The organism is uncultured Dialister sp. (genome assembly GCF_900538805.1).
In the GTDB taxonomy this organism is placed as follows: domain Bacteria; phylum Bacillota; class Negativicutes; order Veillonellales; family Dialisteraceae; genus Dialister.
Genome location: NZ_UPZP01000018.1, coordinates 1 through 22,028, shown reverse-complemented (window position 1 = coordinate 22,028; position 22,028 = coordinate 1). Strand labels below are relative to the sequence as shown.

The following is a 22,028-nucleotide window of genomic DNA, read 5'->3' as shown; positions in this document are numbered from 1 at the left end:
ACTAGTGAGCTGGTGAGCTAGTGAACTAGTGGGCTAGTGAGTTCTTCTTTGTAAGGGCATGCTGCTTCTTTTAGAAAGGAGGAATCCCTATGGCGATGAAACGCAAATGGATTCTTCCTTTGGCCGGAGCGGCGGTGACTGCTCTTACGCTTTGGGGCATTTACGGCGTCGGTACGGCGGGAAAACTTCTTCCTGAAAAGAAGCCGAAAACGGCCACGGTGGAGGTGCTTCCCGATACGGAGGATGGGCCGGTTTTGAAATATGACGCCGCCCTCCATCGCAGGGGAAAGCCTCTGCCGGACCCATTTCATGCAGACGCCCTGTCTTCCATGGAAAAGGAAAAAGCGCTGCCCCTGGCAGTGGAAGGAAAGGCGGCAGAAAATTTTTCTGCAGAATCGGCCCCAAGGCCAAGGAAAAGGGAGAAATCCGCAGGTTTTGGCCTTCCTGAGCTGAAGGGAGTCATGGCCTATGGCTCTGAACGGCGGGCCATGCTGGAGATGGATGGAAATTCCGTAGTTGTCAAAGAGGGAGAGAGGGCAGGCCCATGGAGCGTATCGGAGATTCAGGACAAAAAGGTGACCCTCGTTTCCGGCGGAAACAGTCTCACATTGACCATACGTTAGCCAGGAGCAGCATTCTTTTATGCTGCGCCCTTTTTGTCTGCCTGCCCTTTGGCATAGAAGGAAGGACGGAATCATGGGATACTTCCGTCCATGACACGGTGGCGGAGGAACTGGAAAAAGGCATGCAGCCCTCCATCAAAGAAGAAAAGCCTTTTGTCAGGATAGAAAGGCCTTCGGAAAAGAGGGATTTCAGCCTTCATGTAAGCGGCGCACCGGCCCGGGAAGTCATCCGTACCCTGGCGGAAATGACGGGACGCAATCTGGTATTTTCCGGAGACCTGTCGGAAACGGTCACCGCCAGCCTGGACCATGTGACGCCACAGGAGGCGCTGGCCTCCATCCTTGCTTCCTGCGGTCTTTCTTCAAGGACCGAAGGCAGTACCCTCATTGTTTTCAACAGCAAACTGGAGAAGAATGCGGTGCCCGGTACCCGGGCCTTCCGCCTGTCCTATGCGGATGCCGAAGAAGTGGCAGAGGGACTGGGAAAGGTGATGGAAAAAGGAAAAGTCACCTTCAGCCCCTCCGCCAATACGGTCATCATCAGCGGTACGCCCCGGGAGCTCATGCAGGCGGAAAGTCTGGTGAAGGCCCTTGACGTGCCGGAAAAACAGGTGAAGGTGGAAGCGGAAGTGGTGGCTGTCAATAAGAGCTATGCCAAAGACCTGGGTATCGACTGGGATTTCAAAAGCCTCACCGGCAGCGCTTCCTATGACCGGGACAGCTGGAGCGAACAGCGCTATGTGACCGACGACAGCGGCAATATCCTCTATGACAGCGACGGTAATCCAAGGATTAGAAATATTGAAAGAAACGGCTGGGACGTCACCATTCCCGAAGGGTACGCCGGGATTTCCTACGGCCGTTCCCTGGCAGGCCATCCCTATACCTTCTTTTTTCAGGCCAAACTGAATGCCCTGGTGACCCGGGGAAAGGCCAAAGTACTGGCACGGCCCAGCGTGGTCACCATGAACGGAAGAAAAGCGGAAATCCTCATAGGCAGCCGGATTCCGGTGATTGTGGAGCACATGGAAAACGGTGTCAAAACTACGGCCACCGAATACAAGGACGCCGGCATCAAACTGACCTATACGCCCATTATCAGCAGGAACGATGACATTACCGCCGACGTGCACGCGGAAGTGGCCACGCCCTACCTGGTGCCGGAAATGAAGGCATACCGCATCATTACCCGTTCCGCCAATACCATGGTGCGGCTGAAATCGGGAGACATGCTTACCATTGGCGGGCTTATTGACAAGGAACAGGCCAAAACCATGAGAAAAGTGCCTATCCTGGGAGATATCCCCCTTCTGGGCCGGCTCTTCCAGAGCCACAGCACCTCGACGGAAGAATCGGAAATCGTCATCGTCATTAAAGCGGATATTGTGAGGGAAGAGATTAGACGATAGATGATAGAAGTTAGATGGTATGGGCGGCTGTCGGCTTACCGCTTACCGTATGGTGCAGGGCGGAGCCCTGAAATAGGTCCGTAAGATTTTGGACTGATTGCCAATCGGCAGCCTTCCCGCCGACTGGTATTTAGTATCATTTGTCTCATAAGCGGCATGTACCGAGATTCTTCGCCCGGGGTCAAAATGGTCGGTCGGCCAAATAAAAGGAAGGCCCTTTAATGTGCAGGCTAAGGGCCAACTTTGGCCGACTCGCGCATTCTATGCAGAATGCGCGCAAGTGGGGGCGGGAAGGTTAGTACGTAACGCTGACTTCATACTCATCGCCGCAGGCGATACCACCACCCTTTGAACCCTTTGAACCTTTTGAACCCTCTGAACCTTCAGCACCAAAGGTGCTGTCCATTGGCGATACCACAACCCTCAGCCCGAAGGGCTGTCGCCCCCTGAGCAGAGCGAACACAACCCTTCTACACAACCTCCGGCCCGCAGGGGCCGTCTCCCCTTTGGTGCCTTACGGCACCACCTTTCCCCCTAAAGGGGGCACAATAAAATGGGGGCAGCCCTATGAACCTTTTTTGTAAATATAAGTGAGAAAGAAATGGCAGTTTTAAAAATCAGCGGATTATCAAAATCCTTTGGAATCAAAACAGTTTTTGAAAACGTTTCCTTTGAAGTAAGGACGGGAGAGAGAATCGGCCTTGTAGGTGCCAACGGTACCGGCAAGACCACCCTTTTAAAGTGCATCATGGGCACGGAGGAGGCGGACAAGGGCTCCGTGAAGGCCAGTGACGGCGCCATTATCGGCTACCTTCGGCAGGATTTTAACTATACCAGCCGCAGCATCCGGGAGGAAATGGAAGAGGCCTGGAAGGATGTGCTCTATTACAAGGATAAGATGGAAAGTCTGGCCAGGGAGCTGGAAAGCCATAAGAGCGACGAGAAACTGGTGGAGGATTACGGCAGGGCGGAAGCGCGCTTTGAATTCCTTGGCGGCTACGACTATGAATCCACCACCCGGAAAATCCTGACGGGACTGGGTTTTTCCGATGATGACTGGGACAGGGATATCCATTCCTTTTCCGGCGGGCAGAAGGTGAGGATTAATCTGGCTGCTGCTTTTGTGCGGCACCCCGATTTCCTCCTTCTGGACGAACCGACGAACCATCTGGACATGAACATGCTGGAATGGCTGGAAGAATACCTCCGCTCCTACAAGGGCGGTATTCTCATGATTTCCCATGACCGCTATTTCTTAGACGGCGCGGCTACAGGAATTATTGATTTGGAAAACCATCACATCCGCACCTTCCGCGGCGGCTATACCAGGTACATGGAAACTAAGGAAAACCAGGACCGGGCCTATGAGAAGGCCTATGAAAAGCAGCAGGAGCATATCAGGGAAACGGAAGAATACATCCGCCGTTACAAGGCAGGCATTAAGGCCAAGCAGGCAAGGGGGCGCCAGTCCCAGCTGAACCGGCTGGTGCGGCTGGAAAAGCCGGTGCACCAGGCATCGCTCCGCTTCCATTTCGACCCGCCCCAGGAATGCGCGGACAAGGTGCTTGATGTGCTTCGGGTGGAAGGTTCTTATGGAAATCATGTGCTTTTCAAAAATCTTTCCATCCATATCAAAAAAGGGGAGACCGTCGGCCTCATCGGTCCCAACGGCGCAGGGAAGACCACCATCCTGAAAATGATTACAGGAGAAAAGAAACCGGACACCGGATTCATCCAGATGGGAAACAATGTGAAAATGGGATACTATTCTCAGGAGCAGGAAAGACTCCACCCGAAGCTCTCCGTGCTTGATGAAGTGCGGGATACCTTTAACCTCGGGGAAAAGGAAGCCCGCAATATCCTGGGTATGTTCCTTTTTAGGGGAGATGACGTGTTCAAGACGGTGGGCATGCTTTCCGGCGGGGAGAAGGCAAGGCTCTCCCTTCTCTGCCTCTTCCTTGAAAAACCGAATTTCCTTATTCTGGACGAACCGACGAACCATCTGGATATTCCCACCAGGGAAATCATGGAAGACGCCATACAGGCCTTTGGCGGCACCTGTCTGGTGGTGTCCCATGACCGCTATTTCCTGGACAAGGTGGCGGACCGGATATTGGAGCTGGAAGATGGAAAGCTCACGGAATACCTGGGCAACTACAGCTACTACAAAGAAAAGAAAAAGGACCTGGAAGCCTTTGAAAAGGATAGAAACGGCGGCGTAGAAGAAACAGAGAAAGCAGAGGAAGAAAGGGCTACGGAAAAGGAACATCAGGCCAAGGCAGAGCCGTCAGCGGCGGATGTATCCAAGATGAGCCACGTGGAAATGGAAATCGGCCGGCTGGAGGCCACCATGAAAATGTACACCGTCCAGATGAGCATGAATCCCGACAACTATGAGGAACTGGCCAGGGAGTATGAAGAAGCGAAGGCGAAGCTGGATAAGCTCTACGAAAAGTGGGACGAGCTGGCAGAAAAGACGGAAAACTGATACTTATCCGGTAAACAGCTGGATGGAAGAAATATAAAAAGAAACTGTGAGGAAAAATATGGTATTTCTTCACAGTTCCTTTTTCTTCGCTTCTATGCTTTGAAATTCCCAAAGCGATGGTTCGCTGCCCGCCCACATGTCATCTCGAGCGGGGCTGCGTGTCGATATGGGGATAAAGTATTTGTATATCATTGACACTCTGAGTCGAGAGATCTCCCATCGTATTGGGGCTTGTCCCACTGAGTCAGGAGATTTCTCCACTACGCTGCGCTGCGGTCGAAATGACAGTGGAAGGGGAGGCACTGGTGCCATTGAGACCGGAGATTTCTCCGCTCCGCTGTCGACCGTCGAAATGATAATGGGGCGGGCAGCGTACAGAAAAAAAGACTGTGAAGAAATGATTCTCATTTTTTCACAGTCTTTTTTATTTTAACGCTTATCCCACCAGATTCAGAAGGGCCAGCACGATGGTGCCGGGGACGCCGAAGAGGGCGACCACGATGCCGTGCATGGTGGTGAGGGTCATATGGGTGATTCCGATGGTGTTCAGCAGCCAGAAGAGAAGACCGCCCATAATGATATTTCCAATGATTTTCTTCACGAACCGGGCGAAGAGGAAGAACGCCACAACGATGACGATGATGCTGGTAATGCCGTACCCGCCCAGGGCGCCTAAAGATTCAATCATGGTACTAGATTTCCTTTCTGTTTTCTACGGCTCCCGCCAGGGTGATGCCGTCTGTGTAACCTACGGCGCCGCCGGCAGGAATGCCCCTGCCGATACGGGTGACCTTGATGCCCGCCGGCTTGATGAGCCGGGAAAGGTAGTAGGCCGTAGCTTCACCTTCCGTATCGGGATCCGTGGCAATGATGACTTCCTTCACTTCACTGCTTTCCAAACGCTTCAGCAGCTCCTTAATCTTCAGCTGCTCCGGGCCTACGCCGTCAAGCGGGGAGAGAACGCCGTGAAGGACATGGTAAACTCCGTGATACTCCTGGCTCTGTTCCATGGCAGTTACGTCCTGGGGCTGCTCCACCACACAGATGATGGAGTGGTCCCGCCGGTCATCGCTGCAGATTTCGCAGGGATCCGAGGTGGAAAGATTGCAGCAGGTGGAGCAGTAGCATACTTTGCTCCTGGCATTTCGGATGGTATCCAGAAATACATCCACCTCTTCCTGCGGCCTTTCCAGCATGAAATAGGCCAGGCGCCGGGCGCTCTTTACACCGATGCCGGGGAGCTTTCGGAACTGCAGGGCCACCTCTTCCAATTCTTTATTCATCAGAACATGCCGCCGGGAAGGCCCAGGCCTCCGGTGACCTGGCTCATGCTCTTCTGTACCATTTCATCGGCCTTCTTGCCTGCTTCATTGACGGCGGTGGTGATGAGGTCTTCCAGCATTTCCGGATCCTCCGGGTCGATGGCGTCTTTTGCAATCTTCAGGGAGACGATCTGCTTTTCACCGTTCATGGTGAGGGCGATGGCGCCGCCGCCTACGGATACGTCAACGGTCTGCTTCTTCAGTTCTTCCTGTTTCTTCTGCAGTTCTTCCTGCATCTTCCTTGCTTTTTTCAGCATGTTCTGCATCTGTGCTTTATTTCCAAACATAATGGGTCCTCCTTAAAGGTAATATTGAATCAATTCCTTATTTCATGATTCAGTCTTTTCATATATATCACAGTCCGCCATGATTTTCAAGGCTTCATTTAACGACGGGTCGCTCCTGTCCTTGGCGGGAATGCTGTCTTTTGAAACCAGGCGGTAGTCCGGGCCGCTTTGGGCGGCCTTGGCCGGAGCGGGCGCGGGGCCTGCCTGTGATGCAGACTTCAGCAGGGCAAAGGCGGAGGCCTCTTCTTCCCCGCCCTTCAGCACCGTATGCATCTGGATGGGAGAGCCGGTGACCTTGGCAAAGGCTTCGGCCGCCACCTTCTGGTAGGACTTGTTGTTTCCCGCAGCTACAAGGAACTGCTGGGGCGCGGAAACGATGGCCCTGGTGTGGGTGCAGTAAATGAGGGTGCTCTTCCGAAGGCAGGTAAATACATCAATCCGCCTAATGGCCATGAAATAGCCAAGCACCTTCTGCCAGATGGCAGGATAGGTCTTCGGGTCAATGAGGGAAGCATCGGGAGCGGGCTGGCTCGCTGCTGCCGGCGCCGCCGGCGTGGCGGAGGGGACAGGCTGTGGAATATTCGGCCCTTCATTGACAGGAGCACGGTTTTTCCTTTGGGATGCCGGCCTGATGGGGGTATCAATGGGAATGGGTCCTTCCAAAGGTTGGGAGGGCGCGGGGGGCACAGGCATGGGAGAAATGGGAGCTGCTGGAGAAATAGGAGCTGCAGCAGGCGCGACGTGAGCAGCAGGTGCGGCAGGGAAGGAGGGCCGGGATACAGGAGCCGGCGATGGCGGCGCGGCCATGGGCATGGAGACGGCTCCCTTCTTCAGACGTTCCACCTCTTCCTCCAGCTGGGCCACCCGCTGGGCCAGGGAATCCAGGGATTTGGAACCCTTCATGCGGCAGAGATGAAGAAGTCCCATTTCCGCACTGAGCCTGGGGGATGAACTCCTCTTCGTTTCATGGAGAGCCTGGTGAAGATAGTCAAAGAGAGAATCCAGGTAGGGGGCAGGAAGGCGGGATGCATCGGAGCGGAGCGTTTCCACCTTGGCGCCGTACTGGGAAAACTCCGGCGCATTTGGGTTTACTTTGCATATCATCAGATTTCTGAAATGTTCCAGAAGGTCCCGAAGAATGGAGGCCGGCTCCCGTCCGCCCTGCAGGATATTGTAGAAAAGAGTGAGGGCGGCGGAACTGTCGCCGTTGAAGATATGGTGGGACAGGTCCAGAATCATATCCTTTCCCGTAAGGCCCAGGAGGTCGTACACCGCAGGGGCGTCAAGCACTTTGGATTCGGAAGCGGAAGAGCACTGGTCCAGCAGGGACAGGGCGTCGCGAAGCCCGCCGTCCGCCCTGACCGCAATGAGGTCCGCCGCGTCTTCCGTCAGGGAAAGATCGCTTTTCTTGGCAATATAAAGAAGATGGTTCTTAATGTCCTCCACGGAAATCCGATGGAATTCATACCGCTGGCAGCGGGACAGAATGGTCAGGGGAATCTTTTCCGGCTCCGTGGTGGCCAGAATAAAGAGCACATGGGACGGCGGTTCCTCCAGCGTCTTTAAAAGGGCGTTGAAGGCTTCCTTGGTGAGCATGTGCACTTCATCGATGATGTACACCTTCTTCCGGCTCACCGCCGGCAGGGTGCGCACCGACTCCCGGAGAGCCCGGATTTCCTCAATACCCCGGTTGGAGGCCGCATCGATTTCATAGACGTCCAGACTGGAACCGGCATTGATTTCCCGGCAGCTCTGGCACTCATTGCATGGATTCACGCCGTCCGGATGAAGGCAGTTCACCGCCTTGGCCAGGATTTTTGCCATACTGGTCTTTCCTGTGCCCCGGGGGCCGGAAAAAAGATAGGCATGGGCCAGCCGGTCTTGCTCGATGGCCCGCTCAAGGGGTATGGAAATATGCTTCTGCCCCACCACCTCCGTAAACGTGCGGGGTCTCCATTTTCGATATAATGCTAAATAAGCCATAAACAACCTCCCGGAGAGAGTAGAAATTAGACGATAGAAGGTAGAAGATAGAAGATAGACGATAGAAATTAGAGACTAAAAACAAGGAACTTTCTTTATAGGTATCATAATTATTATACAATAAAGCAGAGGCACAAAGGCATAAAAAAAGCCTTGCAGTCCTCATTTATGACAGCCTCCAGGATGCACCGTGTCACATGAAAAGGGCCACTTACGGCTGCTTCCTCTCGGACCTGACCGGGTTCATGGGATTTCATTGCACGGGGCCCGGAGACTGCCATAAATCAGTACTGCAGAGCCATGTACTATATTATACAGCATTATGGGGAAAAAGCAATATGTTTGTTTTTAGTGAGCTAGTGGGCTGGTGGGATAGTGGGAATGGGGACTAGGGGCTGGGGATTCGGGGATGGGGGGGTTAGTGGGACAGTGAGACAGTGAGACAGTGCGGGAGTGGGGGCTGGGGATTGGGGACACCTTCCTGCCGACCGGTATTTACCGGCATTCCCTCACTAGCTATTCTTACCGAGATCCTTCGCTTACGCTCAGGATGACAATGGAGACGGGCCGTGCATTCATCATTGTCTGCTTTCTCAATGACTGTATGGCTGCCCACCGTGATGTCATCTCGAGCGGAGCTGCATGCCGGTATGAGGATAAAGGTATTTGAGCTCCATTGAGACTCTGAGTCGAGAGATCTCCTGCCACCATGCAGCTTTCACCATTGAGACAGGAGATTTCTTCATTCTGTGGAGAGAGTCTCCAAGTCAGCCGAAGTTGGCCTCTAGCCTGCCCAATAAGAGGCTTTCCTTTTGTCGGCAGAGCGACACCGATTGACTGCGCCAGCGGGAAGGCGCCCGGCGGACAGCGGACAGCGGTAAGCGGAAATCACTCTATACTTGTCCTACTTTCCCACTGTCTACTGTCCCACTGTCCCACTGTCCCACTGTCTCACTGTCTCACTAGCTCACTAGCCAACTAGTCCACTAGCTCACTAATAAACATTTATCACTACGAACATTTTACAAACGGGGAAAGTATTGTATAATAATAAAAATTAAGTTTTGACGATGAGGGAAATTGTCAAAAGAGAGAGGATGATTTATATGTCTCAAACAGTATGGTCCCTGGTGCCTCCTGTGGTTACCATCATTCTGGCACTGGCGACCAAGGAAGTGTACATGTCTCTGGCCATCGGTATCTTTATCGGTGCCTTTATGTTTGCCGGATTCAGTGTACTTGGTGCCATTGATACCATGTTCCACATCATGTCGGATAAGGTGGGAAGCAATGTGTACATTCTGGTGTTCCTGGTGCTCCTGGGCATCATGGTGGCGGCTATCCAGAAGTCCGGCGCGTCCCAGGCCTACGGCGATTATGCGGCCCGCACCATCAAGGGGAAACGCAGTGCCCTTTTTGTAACCATGGCGCTGGGTATTCTGATTTTCATTGATGATTATTTCAACTGCCTTACGGTAGGTACGGTGATGCGGCCTGTGACGGACCGTTTCAAGATTACCCGTGCCAAGCTGGCTTACATCATCGACGCTACAGCGGCGCCGGTGTGCATTATTGCACCGGTTTCCAGCTGGGCGGCAGCGGTGACTTCGTCCCTTCCGGAGGGAAGCTCCATTGATGGCTTTGCCCTCTTTTTGGAAACCATTCCGCTGAACCTTTACGCATGGCTCACCATTATCTTTATGATTGTCATCATCTGGTCCGGCAAGGATTTCTCCCGCATGGCGCAGTATGAAAAACAGAGCGGCGGCACCCTGGTGATTCCGGCGGAGTATGCGGACGATGAAAGCAATGCGCCCGTGGGAAATGGAAAAATCATTGATCTGATTCTTCCGCTGGTGGTTCTTATCGGCGGCTGCGTGTTCGGCATGCTGTATACCGGCGGCATTCTGGAAGGAAAGGGCGTGGCGGAAGCCTTCGCCAACTGCGAATCCGCCAGGGGTCTTGTGATCGGTTCCTTCATTGCCCTGGTATTTACCTTTGTTCTTTATATTCCCAGAAAGGTTTTGAACTTCAGCACCTTCTGCAGCTGCTTCGTGGAAGGCTTCAAACAGATGACTTCTGCCATCATGATTCTTTCCCTGGCATGGACACTTTCCGGCATTGTAGGTAAGGAATACCTCAATATCGGCGGTTATGTGGGAAGCGTGGTTTCCGATAATGCCACCATTGCCATCCTGCTGCCGGCGCTGTTCTTCCTGGTAGCCATCGGTCTGGCCTTTGCCACCGGTACATCCTGGGGTACCTTCGGTATCCTTATTCCTATCGTACTGGCCATCGTATCCAATGATACCCACCTCATGATTATGACCGTGGCTGCTGTTTTGGCAGGCTCCGTAGGCGGCGACCATGTATCGCCTATTTCCGATACCACCATCCTGGCCTCGGCAGGGGCCCAGTGTCATCACATAGACCATGTGTCCACCCAGATTCCCTATGTCATTGTCGTAGCCGTGAGCTGCGTGGCAGGCTATCTGGTGGACGGCATTACAGGAAACGGCATCCTCGGCGATGTGGCAGGTCTGGCGTGCATGCTCATTATCCTGGCATATTTCCTGAAATTCAAATCTTATAAAAACGCCGACTAAAGGCAGTCAAAAAGCGCATCGTTGATGTCCTCATCAACGATGCGCTTTTTGCGTGGGGATGGGCTGTGAAATTTTATGGTTGAAAGAGGGGGCGCCTTTTGAAATAAAGGGGCGAGCCAGAAGGGGAGAGCTGCCGCTGGATTCCTTAGTGAACTAGTGAGCTGGTGGACTAGTGGGCTAGTTGGAGTCAATGTCAGGGTGTACCAAGATTCTTCGCCTGCGGCTTAGGATGACAGTGGGAGGCAGGAAGGAAAGCACGTAACGCTGACTATATACTCATCGCCGAAGGCGATACCTTCCCCTGAGCGTCAGCGAACACAACCCTCCTACACAACCCGCCGCCGCAGGCGGCCCTAACCTGCGCCGTCAGGCGCGCCCCTTTTTTTAAAATTGCGGCGGAGCCGCCACCACAACCCTCGCAGCTGTAGGCTGCGTCAAACTTTAGAACCTTAAGAACCTTCGGGCCGAAGGCCCGTCAACCTTCCCCTCTGAACCTTCTGAACCTTTACAATTTATTCTTTATCTTATATACAAGGCTCACCAGGGTGAGGATGGCTACGAAGGCGGTGATGGTCATGGACCAGGCGATGCCTATGTGCATGTAGCCGGCGAAGGAAAAGTCCCAAGTAAAGTACATGATGGTAATAATGGCGGCGGCAATGCAGGCGATGGCCAGCATGGTGGGCTTTTCCCGGTAGGTGACCAGGAAGAAAATGGCTGCCAGGTAGCCGGCGGCGCCGGCAGCGGAGAGGAAGTCGTCGTGGTAGAGGACCAGGGACACGATGGAGAGGATAAAAGCGTATTTCATAGGGGCTCCTTTATTTGACAAGGTTTTGGAAATCGGGGTCGCCATGGAGCCACTGGAAGTGGTCCTGGGCGGCGGCCTGGGGCTTCACGTTTTTCGGGTCCAGGTCCACCGCTTTCTTCAGGTATTCCAGGGCCTTTGCCTTATCCCGCTTGTCGGCGTAGTTTGTGGCGATGCCGTACCAGGACCAGGTGTTTTTCGGGTCTTTATCCAGCACTTTTTGGAAATAGCGGATGGATTCGTCGTAGTGCTTTCCCAGTTTCTGGGCCATGGCCATGTCGAAATCGGCCTGCACGTAGTTGGGATTGATGGCAAGGGCTTTCTCCACGGTTTTAATGCCTTCCTCCGGAGAAACGTCGAAGGCCTGGATAATGCCTTTGAGGGAAAGGGCTTTATAGTTTTCGTCGTCCTTCTCCAGGGCCTTATTGGCCAGTTCCAGGGCATTGAGGTGGTCTCCCTTCCCGTAGGCCGTGACGGCTTTCATATATAACTGTTCCGATTCTTTTGAAATTGGATGGACCGCAGGGGCGGAAGCGGCAGCCGGGGCAGGGGAGGAGGAAGCAGGGGCGTTTGACGAGCCGCATCCGGCGGACAGGGCGCAGGTGATGACCAGAGCGGCCAGAATGATGGATTTCATAAAAACTCCTTTGATTCTCCGTGGAAAAGGATGGAGAATCCAGTATAATAAAGAGGAATTGGTTTTGCATTCTATTATAACAGAAAAAGAAGGAGGAGTATCATGAGTTCATTTGCATTCATCACCGGAGCCACCAGCGGTATCGGGCTGGCCACGGCCAAAGCGCTGGCAGCGAAGGGATACGGCCTGGCCCTGGCTGCCAGAAATAGGGAGAAACTGGAACAGGTGAAGAAGGAAATTGAGGATGAAATGCATGTGCCCGTTACCTGCTATGTCCTTGATGTCCGTCATCCGGAAGAAATCCATGACGTCACGGAAAGGTGCCTCAAAGAACTGGGGACACCCCGGATCCTTTTGAATGACGCCGGTTTGGCCAGGGGACTGGAGCCCTATGGAGAGACGAAGGAAGAGGATATTCTCCAGATGATTGATACAAACATTAAGGGCCTTTTCCTTGTGACCCGCGCATTTCTCCCGTCCATGCTGGAAAAGAATGAGGGCCATATCGTCAACCTGGGCTCCACAGCCGGCCTCTATGCCTATGCAGGGGCAGCGGTGTACTGCGCCACCAAGGCGGCGGTGAAAACATTCAGCGACGGCATTCGCATCGACGTGATTGACAGCGATATCAAGGTCACCACCATCCAGCCGGGCATTGTGGAAACGCCGTTCAGCGAAGTCCGTTTCCACGGCGACAAAGAAAGGGCTGCCAAGGTGTATGAAGGGGTGGACGCCCTGCAGGCCGAAGACATTGCCAATATCATCGCCTTTGCTGTAGACCAGCCCAAACGGGTGCAGATCAGCGACATCGTCATCATGGCCAACCAGCAGGCCACGGGATTTATGGTGAGTAAGAAGGGGAAATAGTTTCCTGTTGGGATGAATGGCGGTGGGGTCATGCCAGGGTGGAAACCATTGGCAGGCCGCTTCACGCCGACTGGCACTCCTTAGTGGTCTAGTGGGCTGGGAAATGGGGCGCCTTGAGGAAATGGTAAATGGTGAATTGTAAATGGTAAATGAAGGTGGACGGCTCCGCCGCCAGTATGTATAAAACCTTTACAACCGCCCTGACGGGCGAGGGAAATACACCCCTTTTGCCGCCTGCGGCGGCGTCTCCCCCGGAGGGGGAGATTATAGCGGTGCTATACCTTGAGATGCTTATGAGTTCAGAAGCTGAGCGGAGAGAAAGCCTCCCCCTCCGGGGCGAGTGGGAGGCAGGAAGGCAAGCACGTACGTAGTCTGACGTCTGACTTCTATCGTCTAATCCACGCCCCTATCCTCCGTCGCCTAACGGCGCCACCCCCCCTTCCTGTGGAAGGGGGCTAAATACTGCGGCGGAGCCGCCACCACAACCCTCGGGCCAAAGGCCCGTCAAACTTAAGAACCTTCCGGCCGAAGGCCGGTCAATCTTGAGAACCTTTTGCGCCCAAAGGGCGCCGAATCTTCTGAACCCGAGCCGCGAAGCGGATTTTCCCAAAAAACCATTTGCTTTTTCATTTCTTCTCTTGTATAATAAATAAGCTTGTTATTTTGCAAGTAACTTCCTGGCCCGCAGTGAGTGCGGGACATAGGTCCGAAAAGGAGGCGAATTTCGTGAAAAAGTATGAAGTTATGTTCATTGTGAATGCAGCTGATGATGAAGTTATCAAGGCTGCTGTCAAACTGGTACAGGACACCATTACCAGAATCGGTGGTACCATTGACAATACTGATGAATGGGGCAAACGTCATCTTGCGTACGAAGTAAAGCATCAGAGTGAAGGATACTACGTAGTAGTTGATTTCCAGGCTGACCCGGCGCAGATTAAAGAACTTGACCGCGTTATCAAGATTCATGAAGAAATTATCCGTCATATCATTGTAAAACAGGATGACTAAGAGGTAGCACAATGAATTCAGTTCAAATCTTGGGAAATCTTGGACGGGATCCGATCATTCGTGCTACGAAGACCGGCCGTTCCGTAGCATCGTTTTCTGTAGCAGTAAGCCGTAACTATACAACCCCCCAGGGAGAACAGCGCGAGCTTACAGACTGGATTAATGTTGTTGCCTGGGGTCCCCTGGCAGAAGCTGTTGGAAACCAGCTGAAAAAAGGCAGCCGCGTATTTGTGGAGGGGCGTATTTCCAGCCGTTCCTATGATGCGCAGGATGGCACAAAGAGATATGTAACAGAAGTTGTTGCCAATACCATTGCCGTTCCCATCGGCACTCCGCGCAGCTCTTCCTACGGCCCGCAGCAGGGAGGTTCTTTCGGCGGCGGCTTTGGAGGAAATAACGGCGGCTTCGGTGGAAACAACGGCGGTTTCGGCGGAAACGGTTATAACAACGGCGGAAACGGCAGTTATAACAATAGTCCTGCCGGACAGGGCGGCCAGCCGGGAGGAAATTTTGGACAGTTCGGTACGACGTCCAAAGATGAAGATATTCCGTTCTGATATGCATTGATTTTGGAGGATATAGAAAGCATGATTAGAAGAGATAGAGTAAGAAGACCGAGAAGAAAGGTCTGCCAGTGCTGCGTAGATCACGTAGACACCATTGATTATAAAAACGTTGCTGCACTGCGTCGTTTCGTTTCCGAAAGAGGCAAGATTCTGCCCCGCCGCGTAACCGGAACATGCGCAAAGCATCAGCGCAAAATCAATCTCGCCATCAAGAGAGCAAGAGCCATCGCTCTGCTTCCCTTCAGCGCTGACTGATAACCATAGGGCTCCCGCTCAGGCGGGGGCTTTTTTATTGGATTTGACAAGGATCCTCTTTTTGGATATACTGGAAGAAATTCATAAAGTGCGATGAAGCTCTTGTTTCCCTTCAGGGGGATAACAGGAGCTTTTTTGCATAGTAGAGTGCCTCTTTCATGGATGGAGACCATAAAACTTCTTCATGAAACGGCGCTTCATTTTTTCCCTTCCTGGAGGTGTCTTATGAATCAATCGGAAGGATTTGGTAAAAAGTACGGTTTGTTTCTAGCACTGGCGGCCATGGCCCTGGTCTATCTTTTCCCGACGCCTGTGGACCTGCCGACCTCAGGCCATCGGCTCATCGGTATCCTGGTATTTGCCGTCATTATCTGGATGACCGAAGGTGTGTCCTATCCGGTCAGTGCATTTGTGATTGTTGTGTTCATGGCATTTTCTCTGGGCATGGCGCCTAATCCCGCCAAGCCGGAGGCCCTTCTCGGTACCAGTAAGGCCCTGCAGATGGGACTTGCCGGTTTTTCCACCACCGCCTGGGCCCTGGTGGCAGGAGCCATGTTTCTGTCGGCGGGCATGATGATAACGGGGCTGGATAAGCGTATCGCCCTGGTGGTCATGTCCCATATCGGCGTGAAATCCAGCCATCTGGTGATTGGCGTCATTTTCGTGGGATTCCTGCTTTCCTTCTTCGTTCCATCCACCACGGCCCGGGTATCCTGCATGGTCCCCATCGTGGTGGGTATTATCCGCGCCTTCGGTCTCCAGAAGGGCTCCACCTTTGCGGCGGTGCTCATGATGGCCGTGGCCCAGGCCGATTCCCTCTGGAACATCGGTATCAAGACAGCGGCTGCCCAGAACATGGTGGCCATCGGATTTATCCAGCAGGTACTGGGCAAGGACATCAGCTGGCTGGAATGGTTCATCGCGGCCGCTCCCTATGCGGCCATCATGTCGGTAGTGCTCTATTTCCTCCTGATCCATGTGATGCCTCCGGAAGTGAAAGAAATGCCCGGCGGCCGGGAAGCGCTGGAAAAGATGCTGAAAGATCTGGGACCCGTTTCCAGGGATGAAAAGAAACTGCTCCTCATTTCCATTCTCCTCCTCTTCTTCTGGGTCACTGAAAAGAAACTCCATCCCTTTGATACCACCACCGTTACCATCACTGGCATTATGCTCATGATGCTGCCGAAAGTGGGCTTCATGACATGGAAACAGGCAGTTCCCCATATCAACTGGGGCACCGTCACCCTCTTCGGCGTAGGCATCAGCCTGGGCACCGCCCTTTTGAAATCGGGCGCCGCCATCTGGCTGGCCAACCACTTCGTGGCCCTCTTCGGCATGGAAACCATGTCGCCCCTCATGGTCATTGCGGTGCTGGCCTTCTTCCTCACCGTCATCCATCTGGGCTTTGCCAGCGCCACAGGCCTTGCGTCGGCCATGATTCCTATCGTCATCGCCGTTCTCCAGAGCGTGAAGACACCGGGCATCGATGTGCTGGGCATGACCATGATTCTCCAGTACACCATCTGCTTCGGCTACATCCTTCCGGTGAATGCGCCGCAGAACATGATTGCCTACAGCACCGGCTACATTACATCCAAAGATTTTCTCATCACCGGCATTCCCTTCACCATCCTGGCCTACGTCATGATTCTGGTCTTCTCCGCCACCTACTGGCACTGGCTGGGATATGTGGGATGAGGGGAGAAGGTAGATGGTAGAAGGTAGACGATAGACGTCAGAGGTCAGACGTCAGACATCAGACGCTAGACACCAGCAACTAGCAACTAGCTGCCAGCCCACCAGCCCACTAGCTCACTAGCCCACCAGCCCACTAGTCCACTAGCTCACTAAAAAAGCACTTCCTTTGGGAGGTGCTTTTTTCGTTGGAAAATGGAAAAGAAGGGGCAAAAGTCTTGACATGGAGGGGCATGAATGATATTCTAATAACGTAAGTTAGCACTCGAGAGCAATGAGTGCTAATAACAAGGTGATAATTATGGCAGCACGCAGAACAAACAAGAATGAACCCCGCTACGGGGCCAATGAACTGAATGAAAGAAAGAGAAAAGTACTGTGGGCCGTTGTACAGGATTATGCGGACACCGCTGAGCCGGTGGGATCCAGGACCATTGCGAAGAAGTACAACCTGGGCGTCAGCAGCGCCACCATCCGCAACGAAATGCAGGACCTGGAGGACGAAGGATATCTGGAACAGCCCCATACTTCCGCAGGACGTATCCCTTCCATCAAGGGATATCGTTTTTACGTGGACTGGCTCATGCAGCCCGCTCCCGTTTCCAGCGAAGAAAAGTCCATGATTGACAGCATGCTTCTGGACCACGTGACGAAGGTGGATGAAATTTTCCGGAACATGGCCAGGGCCGTGGCGTCACTGACCCATAACCTTTCCGTGGCCACGTCGGCGGGAAGCAAGAAGAAATTCAATTACATCCGTTTCCTTCCCTTAGACGGGGTGAGGGCCATCCTGCTGGTGGTGACAGACCAGGGCGATGTGTCTAATGCGGTGGTGGATATCCCCAAGGGAAGCACCTTTGATGAAATGCAGCTCCTGGCAGACAGGCTGAACCATTTCCTCCACGGCCGTGACATAGACAGCATGGATGAAAATGCCATCCTTGCCTTCCAGAAGGACATAGAGAAGAACCTCAGTCCCTACATGAACGTATTCAAAGCGCTGCAGCAGGTGATGACGCCGCCAAAGGAGGTTTACTCTGGCGGTGCCAGCCAGCTTATCGAACAGCCGGAATTCAAGAATGTGGAGAAAATGCAGGATATCCTGAATCTCTTAGAGCAGCGGGATATGCTGGAAAGCATGCTCCTTTCCAGTTCCGACCAGCCCATTGCCGTCCACATCGGCACGGAAAATTCAGTGAAATCCCTGTCGGACCTTTCCATCGTGAGGGCCCAGTTCTCCTCCGGCGGCAGGGTCATCGGGTCTGTGGCGGTGCTTGGACCTACCAGGATGCAGTACAGCAAGATTATCGGCATGATGCGGTTTATGCAGGAAAGACTGGATCAGCTGTTGAAGAATAAAGAATGATAAGGAGGCTCCCGTATGAAGAAAGAAGAAGTCAAAGTGAAAGTGAATGCGGAAGAACCGAAGAACAAAAAGGAAGAACCGGCGAAGCAGGAAGCGGAAAAGGCAAAAAAGCCTACGGCCGAAGAACTGCAGCAGCAGGTGATTTTCCTTACCAAGCAGGCCGCTGAAGCCCAGAAAAAGGCAAGGGAAGCGGAGGACAAGGCGAAGTCCGAGGAAATCAAACTCCAGACCGCCCTGTCCCAGTATGTAAGGCTCCAGGCGGATTTCGACAATTTCCGCCGCCGCACAAAGGACAGCGAAGCCAAGGCCGCCGATACATACAAGGCGGAAACCCTGAAATCCTTCCTGCCGGTGCTGGACAATTTTGAACTGGCCCTCTCCCATATGAAGAAAGAGGAAACCGGTGAAGCCTACGTAAAGGGCTTCGAGCTCCTCCAGAAGCAGATGGTGAAGATTATGACGGACTTCGGTGTGAAGGAAATCGAATCCAAGGGTAAAACCTTTGATCCCCATTTCCATGAGGCGGTCATGATGGTTTCATCCGATGAAATGGAAGACGAAACCATTGCCATGGTTTTCCAGAAGGGCTACCTGTACAAGGATACGGTCCTTCGTCCTGCCAAGGTACAGGTTGTGAAGAACAACTGACATTGGCAGTTTGAATCAGCATATTTCTCATTATCAGTATACATGAGCATGAAAGGAGACATTTTAAATGTCAAAAGTAATTGGTATTGATTTAGGTACAACCAACTCTGTAGTAGCAGTCATGGAAGGCGGCGAACCCGTCGTCATCCCCAACGCCGAAGGCTCCCGTCTCACCCCTTCCGTTGTAGGTTTTTCCAAGAACGGTGAACGTCTGGTAGGCCAGCTGGCAAAACGCCAGGCCGTTTCCAACCCGGACCGCACCGTAGTTTCCATTAAACGCCACATGGGCAGTGACTACAAGGTTACCATTGACGGCAAGGCCTATACACCACAGGAAATTTCCGCCATGATTCTGCAGAAACTGAAGGTGGACGCAGAAGCTTACCTGGGTGAAAAGGTAACCGAAGCCGTTATTACCTGCCCGGCTTACTTCACCGACAGCCAGCGCCAGGCAACCAAGGACGCCGGCGCCATTGCAGGACTGAAGGTTCTCCGTATCATCAACGAACCGACCGCATCCGCCCTGGCCTACGGCCTTGACAAGATTAAAGACGGCAAGGAACATCGTTTCCTGGTTTACGATCTTGGCGGCGGCACATTCGATGTATCCATCCTGGACCTGGCAGACGGCGTGTTTGAAGTAGAAGCATCCAGCGGCAACGGCCATCTGGGCGGCGATGACTTCGATGCCCGCGTCATGGACTGGATTGCAGACACCTTCAAGAACCAGAACGGCTTCGAACTGAAACGGGATCCCATGACCAACCAGAGACTGAAGGAAGCCGCTGAAAAAGCAAAGATTGAACTGTCCTCCGTCATGTCCACGGACATCAACCTCCCCTTCATCACCATTGACTCCAACGGCCAGCCGGTTCACTTCGATGCTACCCTCACCCGCGCCGTATTCGACCAGATTACGGAAGACCTGGTACAGGCTACCGTAGAACCCATGGAACGGGCTATGAAGGATGCCAACCTCACCATTGACGACATCGATAAGATTCTCCTGGTCGGCGGCTCCTCCCGTATTCCGGCTGTACAGACCCTGATCCGCAATAAATTCCACAAAGAACCGTCCAAGGGCGTCAACCCCGATGAATCCGTAGCAGTTGGCGCAGCCATTCAGGCCGGCGTACTCAAGGGCGAAGTGAAGGACGTACTCCTCCTCGACGTGACCCCGCTGTCCCTGGGCATTGAAACCCTGGGCGGCGTATTCACCACCATGATTAAGAGAAATACCACTATTCCGACATCCAAGACCCAGGTATTCTCCACAGCCGTAGATAACCAGCCGTCCGTAGACATCCATGTACTCCAGGGCGAACGCCCCATGGCTGCCGATAACAAGACACTGGGCCGCTTCGAACTGAGCGACATTCCGCCGGCTCCCCGGGGAGTTCCGCAGATCCAGGTGACCTTCGATATTGATGCCAACGGTATTGTACACGTTTCCGCAAAGGATCTGGGCACCGGCAAAGAACAGAAGATCGACATCACCTCTTCCTCCGGCCTCTCCGATGAAGAAATCAAGAGAATGCAGGACGACGCCAAAGCCCATGAAGCAGAAGACAAGAAACGGAAAGAAGCCATCACCGCTAAGAACAATGCAGAAGCCCTCATTTACCAGGCCGAAAAGACCATTAAGGAACTGGGAGACAAGGCCGATGCAGGCAAGGTGAAAGAAGTGAACGACGCCATTGCCAAACTGAAAGAAACCCTCAAAGGCGATGACACCGAAAAGATTAAAGCCGACGCCGAAGCTTTGACCAAACCGCTCCATGAACTGACCGAAAAACTCTACCAGCAGGCACAGCAGCAGGCCCAGAATGCAGGTGCCCAGCAGGGGCAGGCGGCAGGAGCCAAAAAAGACAAGGACAATGTGGTAGACGCAGACTATAAAGTCGTGGACGACGATAAGAAATAAGGAATAGTGTGATTTCTTTATGGCAGACAGCAAGGATTATTATGACATCCTTGGCGTAAGCAAAAACGCCACCGATGATGAAATCAAAAAAGCATACAGAAGACTTGCCCGCAAATACCATCCGGACCTGAACAAGGACAATCCCAAGGCGGCAGAGGAAAAGTTCAAGGAAGTCAATGAAGCCTACCATGTACTTTCCGATGCCGACAAGAGAGCCCAGTACGACCAGCTCGGCCACGACGCCTTCCAGCAGGCCTCCCGCGGCGGAGCCGGCGCCGGGGGCTTCGGCGGATTCGGCCAGGGCGGATTTAACGGCCAGGGCTTCGACTTCGGCGGCTTCGACATGGGTGACATTTTCGACATGTTCACCGGCGGCAGCCGCAGAAGAAACAATGGTCCCCAGCAGGGCGCAGACCTCCGCTACGACATGACCATTACCCTTCGGGAAGCCTTCACCGGCGTGAAGAAGAAATTCTCCGTCACCAAGAACGACACCTGCAGCCACTGTCACGGCAGCGGCGCAGAACCGGGCTCCTCCGTCGATACCTGCCCTGCCTGCCATGGCACCGGACAGCAGCGTATCGTAAGAAACGGCCCCTTCGGACAGATGGTGAACATCGTCACCTGTCAGCAGTGCGGCGGCACCGGCAAGATTATCAAAAACAAGTGCAAAGAATGCCATGGCACCGGTACCGTCAGGGCCTCCAAAACCATTGAAGTCAACATCCCCGCCGGCGCTGACAGCGGCGTCCGCATGAGAGTGGCCGGCGAAGGCGAACCGGGCCTCCGCGGCGGTCCCAAAGGCGACCTCTACGTATACATCTACGTGGAAGACGACCCGGACTTTGAAAGAGAAGGCGACGACCTCTACAGGACCGTCAATATCTCCTACCCCGTGGCAGCCCTGGGCTCCACCATCAAAGTCAAGACACTGGACAAAGAAGTGGAACTGAAGATTCCCGCCGGCACCCAGACCGGCACCCGCTTCCGCATCTCCGGCGAAGGCCTGCCCCACCTCCAGTCCTCCCGCAAAGGAAACCTCTACGTGGAAGTCCACGTCACCGTGCCTAAACGGCTGAACGAAGACCAGAAAAATGCCCTTCTCCACTATGCCAATGAAATGGGCGAGGACTGCTCCCAGTACAAAGGGAAAAGCTCCTTCCTCGACAAAATCATAGACAAATTCAAACAGTAAGAAAAAGCTCATCGGTTATCCGGTGGGCTTTTTTGGTGGGGGAGCAAAGGGGGGGGCGGGCCCTTTGGGCCCGCAGGTTGTGTTGGCCGCTTCGCGGCAAATTAAAAAGGGGCGCGCCTGACGGCGCAGGTTGGGGCCGCCTGACGGCGGCGGGTTGTGTAGAAGGGTTGTGTTCGCTTTCGCTTGGGGGGAAGGTGGCGGCTCCGCCGCAGTATTTAGCCCCCTTCCTTAGGAAGGGGGTGGCGCTGAAAGCGCCGGAGGATAGGGGCGTCAGTTTTAAAAAGGTTCTTAAGATTGACCGGCCTTCGGCCGGAGGGGGCTTAGGCTTGACGGGCCTTTGG

Annotated in this window: 19 protein-coding genes and 1 other RNA gene; 13 read left to right on the top strand and 7 right to left on the bottom strand. The window is 53.5% G+C overall.

Annotated elements, in window-relative coordinates; genetic code table 11:
- Positions 1-89 precede the first annotated feature (89 nt).
- From QZQ29_RS03115 to QZQ29_RS03105, 3 genes are all read left to right on the top strand, one after another.
- Entirely contained in the window at positions 90-623 is a 534-nt protein-coding gene (locus QZQ29_RS03115) for a hypothetical protein (protein ID WP_296959504.1), read from the top strand.
- Positions 545-2,032, top strand: coding sequence for a secretin N-terminal domain-containing protein (locus QZQ29_RS03110; protein ID WP_296959501.1), 1,488 nt, complete (start codon positions 545-547; stop codon positions 2,030-2,032). Before QZQ29_RS03115 ends, QZQ29_RS03110 begins: the two co-directional genes overlap by 79 nt.
- Positions 2,033-2,633: 601 nt before the next feature.
- Positions 2,634-4,520 carry an ABC-F family ATP-binding cassette domain-containing protein gene (locus QZQ29_RS03105; RefSeq protein ID WP_296959499.1) on the top strand — a complete coding sequence of 629 codons (1,887 nt, stop codon included), beginning with the start codon at positions 2,634-2,636 and terminating at the stop codon, positions 4,518-4,520.
- 436 nt (positions 4,521-4,956) lie between these two features.
- On the opposite strand, the gene QZQ29_RS03100 is transcribed toward QZQ29_RS03105, so the two are convergent.
- From QZQ29_RS03100 to ffs, 5 genes are all read right to left on the bottom strand, one after another.
- Positions 4,957-5,208 carry an ABC transporter permease gene (locus QZQ29_RS03100; RefSeq protein WP_296959497.1) on the bottom strand — a complete coding sequence of 84 codons (252 nt, stop codon included), beginning with the start codon at positions 5,206-5,208 and terminating at the stop codon, positions 4,957-4,959.
- Positions 5,209-5,212: 4 nt separating this feature from the next.
- Positions 5,213-5,803, bottom strand: coding sequence for a recombination mediator RecR (gene recR, locus QZQ29_RS03095; protein WP_296959495.1), 591 nt, complete (start codon positions 5,801-5,803; stop codon positions 5,213-5,215).
- Entirely contained in the window at positions 5,803-6,129 is a 327-nt protein-coding gene (locus QZQ29_RS03090) for a YbaB/EbfC family nucleoid-associated protein (RefSeq protein ID WP_296959492.1), read from the bottom strand. Before QZQ29_RS03090 ends, recR begins: the two co-directional genes overlap by 1 nt.
- A 42-nt stretch (positions 6,130-6,171) precedes the next feature.
- Positions 6,172-8,112 carry a DNA polymerase III subunit gamma/tau gene (dnaX, locus tag QZQ29_RS03085; protein WP_296959490.1) on the bottom strand — a complete coding sequence of 647 codons (1,941 nt, stop codon included), beginning with the start codon at positions 8,110-8,112 and terminating at the stop codon, positions 6,172-6,174.
- Positions 8,113-8,285: 173 nt separating this feature from the next.
- Positions 8,286-8,385: signal recognition particle sRNA small type (gene ffs / locus QZQ29_RS03080), an RNA gene on the bottom strand.
- An 833-nt stretch (positions 8,386-9,218) separates the two neighbouring features.
- Between ffs and QZQ29_RS03075 the strand changes: the two genes are divergently transcribed.
- The gene (locus tag QZQ29_RS03075) at positions 9,219-10,718 is read left to right on the top strand and encodes a Na+/H+ antiporter NhaC family protein (protein WP_296959487.1); all 1,500 of its coding nucleotides are present in this window, start codon (positions 9,219-9,221) and stop codon (positions 10,716-10,718) included.
- Positions 10,719-11,223: 505 nt separating this feature from the next.
- Here the strand turns inward: QZQ29_RS03075 and QZQ29_RS03070 are convergent.
- Entirely contained in the window at positions 11,224-11,526 is a 303-nt protein-coding gene (locus QZQ29_RS03070) for a hypothetical protein (protein ID WP_296959484.1), read from the bottom strand.
- 10 nt (positions 11,527-11,536) lie between these two features.
- The gene (locus QZQ29_RS03065; RefSeq protein WP_296959482.1) at positions 11,537-12,160 is read right to left on the bottom strand and encodes a tetratricopeptide repeat protein; all 624 of its coding nucleotides are present in this window, start codon (positions 12,158-12,160) and stop codon (positions 11,537-11,539) included.
- Positions 12,161-12,262: 102 nt separating this feature from the next.
- Here QZQ29_RS03065 and QZQ29_RS03060 point away from each other — a divergent pair, with 102 nt between their 5' ends.
- The 9 genes from QZQ29_RS03060 to dnaJ all read left to right on the top strand — a co-directional run bounded on the left by QZQ29_RS03060 (position 12,263) and on the right by dnaJ (position 21,687).
- Positions 12,263-13,027, top strand: coding sequence for an SDR family NAD(P)-dependent oxidoreductase (locus QZQ29_RS03060; protein WP_296959479.1), 765 nt, complete (start codon positions 12,263-12,265; stop codon positions 13,025-13,027).
- A gap of 726 nt (positions 13,028-13,753) precedes the next feature.
- Positions 13,754-14,038 (top strand): 30S ribosomal protein S6, encoded by a 285-nt coding sequence (gene rpsF / locus QZQ29_RS03055; RefSeq protein ID WP_296959477.1) that lies wholly within the window; start codon positions 13,754-13,756, stop codon positions 14,036-14,038.
- A gap of 11 nt (positions 14,039-14,049) precedes the next feature.
- Positions 14,050-14,595 carry a single-stranded DNA-binding protein gene (locus tag QZQ29_RS03050; RefSeq protein ID WP_296959474.1) on the top strand — a complete coding sequence of 182 codons (546 nt, stop codon included), beginning with the start codon at positions 14,050-14,052 and terminating at the stop codon, positions 14,593-14,595.
- A gap of 33 nt (positions 14,596-14,628) precedes the next feature.
- A complete protein-coding gene (rpsR, locus tag QZQ29_RS03045) occupies positions 14,629-14,859 on the top strand; it encodes a 30S ribosomal protein S18 (protein ID WP_232217348.1) in 231 nt (76 codons plus the stop codon).
- A gap of 225 nt (positions 14,860-15,084) precedes the next feature.
- Entirely contained in the window at positions 15,085-16,557 is a 1,473-nt protein-coding gene (locus QZQ29_RS03040; RefSeq protein ID WP_296959471.1) for a DASS family sodium-coupled anion symporter, read from the top strand.
- A gap of 298 nt (positions 16,558-16,855) precedes the next feature.
- A complete protein-coding gene (gene hrcA / locus QZQ29_RS03035) occupies positions 16,856-17,920 on the top strand; it encodes a heat-inducible transcriptional repressor HrcA (protein WP_296959468.1) in 1,065 nt (354 codons plus the stop codon).
- Between the two features lie 15 nt (positions 17,921-17,935).
- Positions 17,936-18,568 carry a nucleotide exchange factor GrpE gene (gene grpE, locus QZQ29_RS03030; protein WP_296959465.1) on the top strand — a complete coding sequence of 211 codons (633 nt, stop codon included), beginning with the start codon at positions 17,936-17,938 and terminating at the stop codon, positions 18,566-18,568.
- A 67-nt stretch (positions 18,569-18,635) separates the two neighbouring features.
- Positions 18,636-20,492, top strand: coding sequence for a molecular chaperone DnaK (gene dnaK / locus QZQ29_RS03025; protein ID WP_296959463.1), 1,857 nt, complete (start codon positions 18,636-18,638; stop codon positions 20,490-20,492).
- A gap of 19 nt (positions 20,493-20,511) precedes the next feature.
- A complete protein-coding gene (dnaJ, locus tag QZQ29_RS03020) occupies positions 20,512-21,687 on the top strand; it encodes a molecular chaperone DnaJ (RefSeq protein ID WP_296959460.1) in 1,176 nt (391 codons plus the stop codon).
- Positions 21,688-22,028 lie beyond the last annotated feature (341 nt).